This window comes from Arthrobacter sp. JUb115, from assembly GCF_004365035.1.
Taxonomy (GTDB): domain Bacteria; phylum Actinomycetota; class Actinomycetes; order Actinomycetales; family Micrococcaceae; genus Glutamicibacter.
The window spans coordinates 47,488-60,297 of record NZ_SOBS01000003.1; the positions used below are offsets into that span (position 1 = coordinate 47,488).

Consider the following 12,810-nt stretch of genomic DNA (forward strand, 5'->3'; position numbering starts at 1 on the left):
CTTGGAAGGAACATCATGAGCGTAGTAACCAAGAACATCACCCGACTAGTCGCAGTACTGGCATTCTCCTTGCTGGCTTTCGCCGGCTCGATCGGTGCCGCCAACGCGCACGACCAGTTGATCGGCTCCACCCCGGAGGCCGGGGCCACCATCCAGGAAGTGCCCGAGGACATCACCCTCGAATTCTCCGGCGTGCTCCAGAGCCTATCCGGCGTGGACTCCACGGTGGTCTCGCTGACCCTCGATGGGGAAAAGATCGACACCGAGGCCAAGACCAAGGGCACCAAGGTCACCGTCACCCCGGCCAAGGAGCTGGGCAACGGCGAGTACCAGCTGGCCTACCGCGTGGTCTCGTCTGACGGCCACCCGATCGAGAACAAGATCGGCTTCAGCGTCGACGCGCCACAGGCCGCCCCCACCCTGGTCAGCTCGAGCGCGCCAGCGGCGCCTAGCGACTCCGCAGGGTCCGCCGACCTGGATCCAGGCGCTAACCCGGTCCAGGACCTGGGCAGCTCGATGAGCCCGGTGGTCTGGGTCATCATCGGCGTAGTCATCCTTGGCGGCGCGCTGGGCGTGCTGGCCAAGTTCATGCGCCAGTCCAAGTAGCCCCCACCCTTCCGGTGCGCCCGAGGCCACCGCTGCCTTTGGCGCGCCTGCACACCGAACCCGAAAGCTTGAGAACATGAATTTCCGCAAAACCACTGCACTGGCCCTGGGCCTTGGACTGCTGCTCACCGGCTGCGCGCAGAGCGCCGACGGGCAGCAGCCCGCACCGGCCGAACAGAAAACCGCCGGGCAAGCCGAAGCGCTGGCCACCAGCGAAACCTGGGCCAAGGCCGCCGAGTCGGGCATGAGCGCGGCCTTCGGCATCCTGCACAATAATTCTGGCACCCCGATTGCGCTGCGCAAGATCAGCAATGCCCAGGGCGATCAGATCCAGATCCACGAAATGCGCGGCACCGGCGACGGGATGACGATGGCGCAGCTCGAAGGGGATCTGGTGATCGAACCCGGCAAGGACGCGGTGCTGGCACCGGGCGGCCACCACCTGATGTTCATGGACCTGCAGGAACCGCTGGTGGCGGCCCAGACGGCGAGGCTGAAGCTGGAATTCGCCGACGGGTCGAGCACCGAGGTGGACTTCCCGATCCGCAACTTCGACGGGGCCAACGAAAGCTACGACGAGCATGCCGGGGATGCGCATGCCGGGCACTAGCGTCGACCGCCGGCTGCTGCTGGGCACCACCGCGGCCGCCGCGCTGGGCGGAATGCTCACCGGGTTCGGCACCGGAAAGCTGAGCGCTCCAGCCCCAGCGGCCACCGCCAACCCGCAGGGGTACCGCCCGTTCTACGGGAAGTACCAGTCGGGGATCCTCGACGGCCAGCAGGCCCACGCGGTCTTCGCCGGGTGGGATCTGCACTGGCGCGAGGGCTCCAAGAAGGAGCAGCTGCGCGCGGTGCTGCAGATGATCACCGATGATGCGGCCCGGCTGGCCAGTGGCCGCGGGGTGCTGGCCGACACCGAACCGGAAATGGCGCAGCCCGGATGCGAGCTGACGCTGACCGTGGGGCTGGGCCAGAGCCTGCTGGATGTGGCCGGGCGCGGGCAGATCGGCACGCTGCCGCGCTTCGCCGGGGACCAGCTCGATGAGCAGTACGGGCAGTGCGATCTGCTGATCCAGTTCTGCGCGCAGGACCAGACCGTGCTGCACCATGCGGTGCGGGCGGTGTCCAAGAACCTGCGCGGGCTGGGCGCCAGGCGCTTCGCCCAGACCGGGTTCATCAACCCCGGCGGGCGCGGGTTCCGCAACCTGTTCGGCCAGCTCGACGGGATCAACAACCCCGGCGGAGAACTGCGCGAGAGCGCGGTGTTCGGCCAGCCGGGCTGGATCGAGAACGGGACCACCCTGGCGCTGCGCAGGTTCGAGATGGACCTGGACGGCTGGGACGAGGTGGACGGCGCCGGACGGGACCATGCCCTGGGCCGCCGGCAGTCCGACGGCGCGCCGCTGTCGGGCGCCAGCGTGGATGATCCGGTGGACCTGGCCGCGGCCAATGAGCTGGGGCTGCCGGCGATCGCGGCCAACGCCCACGTGGCGCTGGCCAAGCCGGCCAGCGCGGACGAAACCATGCACCGGCGGGGCTACAACTTCGACGGAGCGGCTTCCGGGTTGCTGTTCGCCAGCTACCAGCGCGACCCGGCCACCAGCTTCATCCCGGTGCAGCACCGGCTGGCGGCCGCAGATGCGCTGAACACCTGGCTGAAGCCGGTGGGATCGGGCCTGTACGCGATCCTTCCCGGGGTGCGCGAAGGCGGCTACCTGGGGGAGGCGTTGCTGGGCCAGGTGTGAGATGCGCCCAAAGCGGGCTGCCGCGCGGTGACCGGCCGGGCGAAAAATGAGATGATGAGAAGGTTATGGATACAGCACAGCGCACGGTTTCAGTCACCCGCTTCATCCTGCCCGGAATCCTCGCTGCGGCGGTGGCCTTCCTGGCGGCGGTGTTGTTCACCGGGATCGCCCGGCCGGCGGATTTGGCCGATCCCGGGGCTTTCGTGCGCTGGTCGCTGCCCATCTCCCGGGCCATCCACCATGCCTCGATGTCGCTGAGCATCGCCGCGCTGGTTTTCGGTGCGGCGATCATCCCGCGGGCCGCCAAGGTGACCGGCGATGCCGAAGGCCAGGCCCATCCGGCGTTCGCCCGCACGATGAATATCGCCGCCGGGGCCGCGGTGGTGTGGACCCTGTCCGCGGCCACCGTCATGCTGCTGACCTTCTGGGATTTGGCCGGCATCCCGATGAGCCTGGATCCGCAGTATTCGGCCGCGATCCTGGACTACATCCTGTCGATCACCAGCGGGCGGGCCTGGGCCTGGATGGTGGTGATCGCCGCGATCACCAGTTCGCTGGCCCTGGCCGCGCGCTCCAGGACCACGGTGGGGCTCAGCGCATTCTTCTCGCTGTTCGGCATCCTGCCGCTGGCCTTCATCGGCCACGCGGCCGGGGGAGACGACCACTTCGCCGCGGTGAACTCCATCGGCCTGCACCTGCTGGCCGTGGTGCTCTGGTTTGGCGGCATCATGGTGCTGGCCCTGCTCGCTCCGACGCTGGCCGGCGAAGCGCCGGGACGCAAACGCGGGCAGGTGCTGGCCGGGGTGGTGCTCAAGCGCTATTCCGCGCTGGCCACCTTCGCGGTGTTCCTGATGATCGGCTCGGGCCTGGCTTCGGCGGTGATCCGCATTACCGGCTGGGACCAGTGGCTGACCCCGTACGGCATCCTGGTGATCGTGAAGATCCTGATCACCCTGGGGCTGGGCGCACTGGGCCTGTGGCATCGGCGCATGGTGATCCCGCGGCTGCTGGAGGGCAAGTTCACGGCGCTGCGCGCGGCCTGGCAGGTCGTGGCCGGCGAGGTCATCCTGATGGCTGCGGTGATGTCGGTGGCCACCGTGCTGGCGCGCACCGCTCCGCCGACTTCCGATGAGCCTCCGGTGCAAGCGACCCCGGCCCGCCTGCTCACCGGCTACGACCTGCCGCCGGCCCCGGATACCGCCGCGTGGTTCACCACCTGGCGCATGGACTGGATCTGGGTGGCCGTGTGCCTGTTCGGCCTGGCCGTGTACCTGTGGGCCTTCATCAAGCTGGCCCGCCGCGGCGACAAGCCCAGCGTGCTGCGCCTGGCCAGCTGGATCGTGGGCCTTTTCGCGCTGTTCTACGTGACCAGCGGCGCGGTGGCCGTGTACGGCAAGATCCAGTTCTCCACCCACATGGTCGATCACATGTCGCTGACCATGATCGTGCCGATCTTCCTGGTCCTGGGCACCCCGGTCACGCTGCTGCTCAAGGTGCTGGGATCGCGCGTCGACGGCACCCGCGGCCCGCGCGAATGGATCCTCTACCTGGTGCACTCGCGCTACTCGAAGGTCATCACCCACCCGATTTTCGCCGCGGTGAACTTCGCCGGCTCGATCGTCGTCTTCTACTTCACCCCGTTGCTGGAACCGGCCATGCGCTACCACGCGGGCCACGAGCTGATGAACCTGCACTTCCTGCTCACCGGATACCTGTTCGCGCTGTCGCTGGTGGACGCCGACCCGGTCCCCAAGCGCTACCCGTACCCGATGCGCCTGGTGGTGCTGCTGGCCACCGTCGCCTTCCACGCTTTCTTCGGGGTGGCGCTGATGAGCACCGAAACCCTGCTGGCCCCGGACTACTTCGGGAACATGGGCCGCACCTGGGGCGGCACCGCACTGGAAGACCAGGTGGTGGGTGCCGGGGCGATGTGGGCGATCGGCGAAGTGCCGACCCTGGTCCTGGCCATTTTCGTGGTCATCTCGTGGCTGCGCCAGGACAAGAAGGACACCAAGCGCTACGACCGCCAGGCCGAGCGTGACAACGACGCCGAGCTGGCTGCCTACAACGAAATGTTCGCCCGCTTCAAGCAAGCCGACCGAAGGGACCCACGTGCCTAGCACCAAGAAAATCCTCGCCGCCTCCCTGGCGGTGTGCGCGCTGCTGGCCGCAAGCGCCTGCTCCGCGCAGTCCGAAATGCCGCAGGACGAAACGCACAAGATTGCCGTGCAGGGCACCGCGACGCCCAGCGCATCGCAAGAGCCGCAAGAGCCTGCCCAGCCGGAAGAAATGACCACCGCGCAGGTGGCCACCACGGCCGGCGCAGTGATGGCCGCCGAGCTCGGCTTCCCCTCCAGCGCCAAGATCCAGGGCGAGGACCTCGAATCCCTGGCCACGCCGCCCACCGATACGCTCAAGGACCTGGTGGTCCTGCCGTCCCAATGCTCGGCTCCGATCGAGGACTTGAACTGGTCGCCGGTGCAGCTGGGCACCGAGGCGGCGCGCACCGACTTCACCAACGAGAACCAGTCGATCACCGGGTCGGTGGAGGTGGCCAAGCTCGGCGACGGGGCGGCGAAGGTGGCGGCGCACAATGCGAACGTGGCCACCATCCTGGAGGAATGCAAGAGCGTGAAGCTCAACGGGCTGGACTACCGCGAGACCCTGGCATTCTCCGATCCGGGCGTGCAGGATGCCGATTCGGCCCTGTACTACAGCCGTGATGGGCAGTATGCGCAGGATTCGCTGGTGCTGATCAAGAGCACCGGGGAGTATGCGGTGATGGTCTCCTTCCTCTCGGCGACCTCGCTGCAGGATGCCGCCTTCAACCAGGTGGCCACCGGCATCATGGACACCGTGCTCGCGCAGCTGCCCTAGCTCGCCGCCCCGGCAGGGAATAGAAGGCGTGGGCCTGCGGTTACACCAGCAGACCGTGAGCGAGTTTCACACTTTTCTCAATGTTGCTTAACACCGTTAGCCCCAGCGGGCCGCGGTGGCAGATAATTGAGGTTCGAATTGCCGCAGCCGCGGCGACAGCGAAAGGATCACCATGAGCACTTCCGAATCCGTCCGCGCCAATTACAAGGTGCGCGCCAGCGAACTGCTGGGCCGCAACTGGCTGAATACCGGCGGCAAGCAACTGGATCTGGACGCATTGCGCGGCAAGATCGTGCTCCTGGACTTCTGGACCTTCTGCTGCATCAACTGCCTGCACGTGCTCGACGAGCTGCGCCCGCTGGAGGAGCAGTACAAGGACGTGCTGGTCACCGTCGGCGTGCACTCCCCGAAGTTCGAGCACGAAGCGGATCCGGATGCGCTGGCCGCCGCCGTGGAGCGCTATGAAATCCACCACCCGGTGCTCGACGACCCGGAATTGGTCACCTGGCAGGCCTACGGTGCCCGCGCCTGGCCTACCCTGGTGGTATTGGATCCCGAAGGCTACATCGTCGCGCATCTGTCCGGCGAGGGCCACGCCCAGGGCCTGGGCTCGCTGGTCGAGGATCTGGTAGCCGAGCACGAAGCCAAGGGCACGCTGCACCGCGGCAACGGTCCGTACGTGGCACCGGCAGCCCGCGAGGGCGACCTGCGCTTCCCGGGCAAGGCGATCGCCCTGGCCAACGGCAATTTCCTGGTGGGCGATTCGGGCCACCACCGCCTGGTCGAACTGGCCGGCGACCTGTCCACCGTGGTGCGCACCATCGGCGCCGGGGTCAAGGGCTATGCCGACGGGGACGCTGCCACCGCGCAGTTCAACGAACTGCAGGGGCTGGCCGCATTGCCGGCGGAACTGGCCGCCGAAGTCGGCTACGACGTGATCGTCGCCGACACCGTCAACCACCGCCTGCGCTCGGTGAACCTGGCCACCGGCGCCGTGGGCACCCTGGCCGGCAACGGCGTGCAGCGCCTGCTGGATTCGGAGAACGCCCGCCAGGAAGTCCAGCCCACCGAGCTGGGCACCGATGCGCTGAATATTTCGCTCTCGTCCCCATGGGATGTGCTCTACCACCCATCGGGGCAGGTCATCGTCGCGATGGCCGGAACCCACCAGATCTTCGCCTTCGATCCGCGCACCGGCGCCGTGTCGGTCTTCGCCGGCACCGGGCTGGAAGGCCTAACCGATGGCGCGCCGGATGAGGCCTGGTTCGCCCAGTCCTCGGGCCTGGCACTGGATGGCGAAAACGTGTGGATCGCCGACTCGGAAACCAGCGCCCTGCGCTGGATCGAGGTTGAAGAAGGCAAGGCCAAGAGCGTGAACACCGCGGTGGGCACCGGCCTGTTCGACTTCGGCTTCCGCGATGGCGATGCGCAGCAGGCGCGCCTGCAGCACCCGCTGGGCGTGGCCGTGCTGCCGGACCACTCGATTGCCATCGCCGACTCCTACAATGGCGCGGTGCGCCGCTTCGATCCGGCCACCAAGACTGTCTCCACCCTGGCCAAGGGACTGAAAGAACCGGCCGACGTGCTGGTGGACACCACCGTGGACGGCGATCCGGTGCTGCTGGTCGTGGAGACCAACTCCCACCAGCTGGTGCGCATCCCGATCCCTGCCGAAGCACTGGTGGTCGACCAGGGCGCCAGCCAGACCCAGCGCCCCAAGACCCGGGTGCAGGCCGGCAAGCACGGGATCCTGGTCCGCTTCGCCGCACCCAAGGGGCAGAAGCTCGATGACCGCTGGGGCGATCCGACCCAGCTGAAGATCTCGGCCAGCCCTGAGGAACTGATCCTCGACGGCGCCGGCACCTCGGTGGGCCTGTCCCGCACCCTGGAACTGAACCCGGAGGTGGCCGAGGGCGTGCTGCACATTACCGCCCGCGCGGCGGCCTGCGATGGCGAACCGGGCGGCGAGATTCCCGATCACGCGGCCTGCCACCTGTACCAGCAGGACTGGGGCATCCCGGTGGTGCTGGACGCAGAGGGCGAGGATGAACTGCTCCTTGACCTGCGTGGCGTGAACTAGCCCCGGCCCGAAGCATGCATCAGGCGCACCAGCGATGGTGCGCCTTTTGCGTGCCCGGCGGCGAACGCCGGGGCAGCGCCACAGCAAGAATCTGAGGAAACCTCAGCATTTTCCTGCCCGGGTGGCTAGACTGGAGGGCGGGAGGAGCCGGAGGGATCTGGCGGTAGCTATGGCGTCGAAAATGTTCCGTGCACTGGAAGTACCAAATTACCGGTTGTGGGTGATCGGTGCGCTGGTCTCCAATATCGGAACCTGGATGCAGCGTGTGGCCCAGGACTGGCTGGTGCTCACCGAGCTCACCGACCACGATGCAGTGGCCACCGGCATCACCACCGGCCTGCAGTTCCTGCCCGTGCTGCTGCTGGGCCCCTATGCCGGACTGATCGCCGACCGCTTCGACAAGCGCCGGTTGCTGATCCTCACGCAGAGCTTCATGGGAGTCTGCGCCCTGGTCCTGGGCCTGCTGGTGGTTACCGGCACGGCGCAGCTGTGGCATGTCTACGTGCTGGCCACGATGCTGGGCATCGGCGCCTCCTTCGACGCCCCGGCACGCCAGGCGTTCGTCTCCGAGGTGGTTCCCGGCACCCACCTGGCCAACGCGGTGGCGTTGAACAGCGCCAACTTCAACCTGGCCCGGCTGGCCGGGCCCGGCGTGGCCGGTGCGGTCATCGCGCTGGTGGGCACCGGACCGGCGTTCCTGCTCAACGGCGCCTCATTCCTCGCGGTGATTTTCTCGCTGGCGTTCATGCGCAAGGACGCACTGAACCCCTCTAAGCCGGTCGCGCGCGCCAAGGGGCAGGTGCGCGAGGGCTTGGCCTACGTGAAGAACCGCAAGGATCTGGTGCTGATCTTCTTCCTGGCCTGCGTGATCGGCACCTTCGGGCTGAACTTCCAGATGACCAACGCGCTGATGGCCACCGAGGTCTACGGGGTAGGAGCAGGGGAGTACGGCATCCTGGGCTCGATCATGGCCGTGGGCACCTTTGGCGGGGCACTGTTCGCCGCCCGGCGTTCGGCTCCGCGCTGGCGCTTCCTGATCGGCGGCGGCGTGTTCTTCGGCATCGCCGGGATTGCCAGTGCGTGGATGCCCAACTACATCGCATTCGCGCTGGTGCTGATCCCGGTGGGACTGGGGTCGCTGACCTTCTTGAACAGCTGCAACACCATGGTGCAGACCTCGGTGCCCCCGGAGTACCGGGCGCGCGTGCTGGCGCTGTACCTGATGGTGGTGATGGGCGGTACGCCCATCGGCTCGCCGCTGATCGGCTGGTTCGCTGAACTGTTCGGGATCCAGATCGCCGTGACCATTGGCGCCGGGTTGTCGCTGGCCGCCAGCTTGGCAGCGCTGGTGGTCTGGCAGAAGTTCAAGACCAACGCGGTGCCGCTGCGCAGCCAGTTCCGCGAACTGCTCGGACGCTAGCCGGCCACCTGTTCGCCGCCGGCCACCGGAACCACGGAAACTTCGGTGGTGCTGGTGGTCAGCTGCGCGGTGAAGGAGTAGTCATCCTTGACGGTCTTCTTGGCCTTGGCGCCGGTGCGCAGATCCTGCTCGGTCAGGGTCAAGGTAGCGGTGGCCTTCAGCGGGGACAGCACCCAGGCGCCGTTGTAGTAGTTCACTTCAATGGTGGGGTACTTCGCGATGGACCAGTCGATGGTTGCCGGGTCCACGCGCGCCGAGGTGCTGTAGGCGAACGGGCATCCGGCAGGCATCAGCACCTGCTCGCTGGCGCACTCGTTGAGGTAGTTCTTCACCTTGGCATTGATGGCAGCGATGAATTCCTTGGTCGGCTCGGTCTTCAGCGCGATCTCCACCGGCTCCTTGGCAGGCTTGGTGACCACCATCCCGCGGGTGTCGGCCGCAAAGTTCTTGGTGCTGAAGCTCGCGTCGAGGATCGAGGGGTAGAACACCGGAAGGGTGCTCACGCCAGCCGATAACGGGATCTTCTGCTCGTTGACCGTGACCTCGTTGACGGTGTTGGCCTTGATCTTCACGCTGGGCAGCGTGCTTGGCTCGAAGGCCCACTTGTCGAACAGCAGCCAGGATTTGCCGGCATGGCGCAGCGTGTAGGTCGATTCCTTGTCCACGCCGTGGGCCTTGTAATGCGCGGTGACGGTGCGCAACTGCTCATCGCCCTCTACCGCCTGGGCCTTGTCGGTGGAGAAATCCGTAATTCCGGCCTGGGTGCGCTTGAGCACGTCCCCATCCAGGGCAACAGCATCGCCCTGCGGGACCTGGGCCTGCATCAGGCCCAGGGCTTCGGCGCCTTCGCCCCTGGCCAGATGCTGCTGCAGTGCCTGCACCTGGTGCTGGGGGGAGAAGAGCGTACGGTTGGCGGCGATCGTTCCGGCAATGACCAGAACGACGACAGCCGCTGCAGCCAATGCCCAGCGAAGAGCCAGGCGGGCAGCGGAGATCGGCGTGGAATTACGAGTGTTCATCAGTAGCTAGGCTATCTGGTTTCCGGGCCCAGACCGAAAACGGCGTGCTGGAAGAGCCAGGTATTACTAACGGCGGCGCTTGCGGTTGCCGAAGAAGCCGCGGATCAGCTCGCGGCCAAGCACCTTGGCGGCGCCCATGGCCATGTCCATCATCGGGTTCTCTTCTTGGCGCGGTTGGCTCTGGCGTGGGGCGCTTTCCCGTCGGGGCTCCTTCGCCGGTTCGGGAGCAGTCGCTGGCGCCGGCGCCGCGGCCCGGGTTTTGGCCTCGAGCATTTCGCGGGCAGAATCACGATCCACTGCGGCGCTGTACTGCGCAGCCAGCGTCGAAGTGCCACGGACCTGGGCCATCACCTCAGGTGAGGCCGGGCCGATGTTGGACCCCGGCGAGGACATCTTGGTCCACGCTACCGGGGTCGGTGCACCTTTCTCGCCCAGCACGGTGACCACAGCCTCGCCGACACCGGCCTGGGTCAGTGCTTCCTGCAGGTCCAGCTCACCGGTTGGGAAGGTCTTGATGATCTGCTTGAGCGCGCTCTGGTCCTTGGCGGTGAACACGCGCACCGCATGCTGGATGCGGTTACCCAGCTGGCCGAGCACCTCATCGGGCAGGTCGGTCGGGGACTGGGTGATGAAGAACAGGCCCACTCCCTTGGAGCGGATCAGGCGCACGGTGTTGATGATCGCATCGCTGAACGCCTTGGTCGCATCCTTGAAGAGCAGGTGGGCCTCGTCGAGGAAGAACACCAGCTTGGGCTTCTCCAGGTCCCCGGCTTCTGGCAGGTCCTCGAACATGTCGGCCAGGAGCCACATGAGGAACGTGGAGAAAAGCATTGGCTGGGAGCTGACCGAGGGCAGTTCCAGGATGTTGATGACGCCCGCGCCGTCGCGCACCTGCAAGAAGTCCGCGGTATCGAACTCCGGCTGCCCGAAGAACTGGTCCAGTCCCTGGGTCTGCATGATCGTGATGCCGCGCAGGATCACCGATGCGGTGGATGAGGAGACGCCGCCCAGGGCGGCCAGCGCCGGGGCGCCGTCGTCGCTGAGCAGGAAGCTGATCACAGCTTTCAGGTCGCTGAGGTCATCCAGCGGCAGCTTATTGGAATCGGCGTAATGGAAGATCAGCTGCAGGCATTCTTCCTGGGTTTCGTTCAGTTCCAGGACACGGGCCAGCAAAATCGGGCCGAAGGCGTCCACGCTGGCGCGTACCGGGACGCCCTGCCCATTGCCACCCAGGCTGAGGAACTCGACCGGGTTGGTGCGCGCAACGAATTCGTGGCCGAGCTCGGCCAGTCGGGCACTGAGCTTCTCCGACGGTTCGGCAGGCTGCGCCAGGCCGCTCAGATCGCCTTTGACATCGGCGAGGAAAACCGGAACCCCGGCCACAGAGAGCTGTTCTGCCATGGTCTGCAAGGTGACGGTCTTGCCGGTGCCGGTGGCACCAGCGATCAGGCCGTGGCGGTTGAGCATTTTCAACGGCAGGCGGACCTGCGCGGTTGGCTCGGCCTTGCCGCCGATCAGTGCAGCCCCGAGCTCCAAGCAATCGGATTCGAAGTTGTAGCCTTCAACGAGGCTGGTCAGCAAAGTATTCGTTTCCTGGGTCATGGCTTCACTCTATTGCTTTTAGAACGGGTGCAACAGACGCTGGACGAAAGTTTGGGTGCGGGGGTTGGCAGGCGTGCCGAGCACCTTGGCCGCCGGACCGGTCTCCACGACCACCCCGCCATCCATGAACACCACGGTGTCGGCCACATCCCGGGCGAAGGCCAGCTCGTGGGTCACCAGCACCATGGACCAGCCCTCCTGGGCCAATTCCTTGATGACCGTGAGCACCTCGCCGACCAGCTCCGGATCCAGTGCGCTGGTGGGTTCGTCGAAGAGCAGCAGATCCGGCTGCTGCATCAGCGCGCGGACAATGCCCACGCGCTGCTGCTGGCCGCCGGACAGGGAGTTCGGGTAGGCGTCGGCCTTGGCTTCAAGGCCCACGCGGGCCAGCAGCTTCTTCGCCTGCGCCAGGACCTGGTCCTTGGGACGCTTTTGCACCTCGATCGGCCCGATGCTCACGTTCTGCAGCACCGTCAGATGGGGGAACAGGTGATGTCCCTGGAACACCATCGCCGAACGCTTGCGCAGGATCTGTGCGGCCTTGGGTTTCATCCCGGCGCTGAAGGAAACTTCCGGCCCGCCGGCGAATCCGACGGTGCCGGCATCGGCGATTTCCAGGCCGTTCAGGCAACGCAGGGCAGTGGTCTTGCCAGAGCCCGACGGGCCAATCAGTGCCAGCACTTCACCGGAATGCACGGTGAAGTCGATGCCCTGGAGCACCTGGTTCTCGCCGAAGGCCTTATGCAGGGCGGTGACGGAGAGCAGGGCGGAATTACTTGGCGACATACTTTTCAAGCCTTCCTTCAACAGAGTTTTGCAGAGCCGAGAGCACCAGGCAGATGACCCAGTAGATGGCTGCGGCCTCGCAATAGAGCAGCAGGAACTCGTAGGTGGAGGCCGTGATTTCCTGGGCCTTGCGGAACATTTCGGTGACCAGGATGGTGGAGGCCAGCGAGGTGTCCTTGACCAGGGAAATGAAGGAGTTCGACAGCGGCGGCACAGCCACCCGGGTGGCCTGCGGCAAGATCAGCCGGTACAGGGTGCGCGTGCGCGACATGCCCAGGGTGTAGCCGGCTTCCCATTGGCCCTGGGGGACCGAGAGGATCGCGGCACGAATGATTTCAGCGGCGTAACCGCCGATGTTCAGGCTGAAGGCGATGATGGCACTGGGCCACGGGTCGATGGTCAGGCCCACCGAAGGCATGCCGTAGAAGATGACGAACAGCTGCACCAGCAGCGGCGTGCCGCGAATGATGGAGATGTAGATCCGGGCAATCGAGGAGATGACCCGGTTCTTGCTGATCCGCATCAGCGCCATCAGCAAGGCGATGACCAGGCCCAAGGCCATGCTGATCAGGGCCAGCGGAATGGTTGCCGTGATCGCCCCGAGGGCTAACGGCCCGAGCGAGTCGAGGAATAACTGCCATTTCGAATCCATGGGCTACCTTTTGCGCAAATGAG

General features: G+C 66.2%; 11 protein-coding genes. 7 read left to right on the forward strand and 4 right to left on the reverse strand.

Annotated features, from left to right (window positions below):
* The first annotated feature begins 15 nt into the window (after positions 1 to 15).
* The 7 genes from EDF61_RS05710 (at position 16) to EDF61_RS05740 (ending at position 8,728) form a co-directional block, all read left to right on the forward strand.
* On the forward strand, positions 16 to 606 hold the full coding sequence (locus tag EDF61_RS05710) for a copper resistance CopC family protein (protein ID WP_105657035.1): 591 nt from the start codon (positions 16 to 18) through the stop codon (positions 604 to 606).
* Between the two features lie 76 nt (positions 607 to 682).
* Positions 683 to 1,216, forward strand: coding sequence for a copper chaperone PCu(A)C (locus EDF61_RS05715; RefSeq protein ID WP_133833542.1), 534 nt, complete (start codon positions 683 to 685; stop codon positions 1,214 to 1,216).
* The gene (locus EDF61_RS05720) at positions 1,203 to 2,351 is read left to right on the forward strand and encodes a Dyp-type peroxidase (RefSeq protein WP_166650711.1); all 1,149 of its coding nucleotides are present in this window, start codon (positions 1,203 to 1,205) and stop codon (positions 2,349 to 2,351) included. Before EDF61_RS05715 ends, EDF61_RS05720 begins: the two co-directional genes overlap by 14 nt.
* Before the next feature lie 65 nt (positions 2,352 to 2,416).
* On the forward strand, positions 2,417 to 4,471 hold the full coding sequence (locus EDF61_RS05725) for a bifunctional copper resistance protein CopD/cytochrome c oxidase assembly protein (protein WP_105657032.1): 2,055 nt from the start codon (positions 2,417 to 2,419) through the stop codon (positions 4,469 to 4,471).
* Positions 4,464 to 5,228 carry a hypothetical protein gene (locus EDF61_RS05730; protein WP_133833544.1) on the forward strand — a complete coding sequence of 255 codons (765 nt, stop codon included), beginning with the start codon at positions 4,464 to 4,466 and terminating at the stop codon, positions 5,226 to 5,228. The genes EDF61_RS05725 and EDF61_RS05730 overlap by 8 nt, the downstream gene beginning before the upstream one ends.
* Positions 5,229 to 5,400: 172 nt before the next feature.
* Positions 5,401 to 7,308, forward strand: coding sequence for an NHL domain-containing thioredoxin family protein (locus EDF61_RS05735; protein WP_133833545.1), 1,908 nt, complete (start codon positions 5,401 to 5,403; stop codon positions 7,306 to 7,308).
* Positions 7,309 to 7,489: 181 nt separating this feature from the next.
* Positions 7,490 to 8,728 (forward strand): MFS transporter, encoded by a 1,239-nt coding sequence (locus EDF61_RS05740; RefSeq protein WP_133833546.1) that lies wholly within the window; start codon positions 7,490 to 7,492, stop codon positions 8,726 to 8,728.
* On the opposite strand, the gene EDF61_RS05745 is transcribed toward EDF61_RS05740, so the two are convergent.
* The 4 genes from EDF61_RS05745 to EDF61_RS05760 all read right to left on the reverse strand — a co-directional run bounded on the left by EDF61_RS05745 (position 8,725) and on the right by EDF61_RS05760 (position 12,787).
* Positions 8,725 to 9,747 carry a zinc ribbon domain-containing protein gene (locus EDF61_RS05745; protein ID WP_133833547.1) on the reverse strand — a complete coding sequence of 341 codons (1,023 nt, stop codon included), beginning with the start codon at positions 9,745 to 9,747 and terminating at the stop codon, positions 8,725 to 8,727. The genes EDF61_RS05740 and EDF61_RS05745 overlap by 4 nt on opposite strands.
* A gap of 66 nt (positions 9,748 to 9,813) precedes the next feature.
* Positions 9,814 to 11,349 (reverse strand): helicase HerA-like domain-containing protein, encoded by a 1,536-nt coding sequence (locus tag EDF61_RS05750; protein ID WP_133833548.1) that lies wholly within the window; start codon positions 11,347 to 11,349, stop codon positions 9,814 to 9,816.
* Positions 11,350 to 11,367: 18 nt separating this feature from the next.
* Positions 11,368 to 12,135 (reverse strand): amino acid ABC transporter ATP-binding protein, encoded by a 768-nt coding sequence (locus EDF61_RS05755; protein WP_133833549.1) that lies wholly within the window; start codon positions 12,133 to 12,135, stop codon positions 11,368 to 11,370.
* Positions 12,122 to 12,787: an amino acid ABC transporter permease gene (locus tag EDF61_RS05760; RefSeq protein WP_105657025.1), complete on the reverse strand. Its 666-nt coding sequence runs from the start codon at positions 12,785 to 12,787 to the stop codon at positions 12,122 to 12,124. The genes EDF61_RS05755 and EDF61_RS05760 overlap by 14 nt, the downstream gene beginning before the upstream one ends.
* Between the last annotated feature and the right edge of the window lie 23 nt (positions 12,788 to 12,810).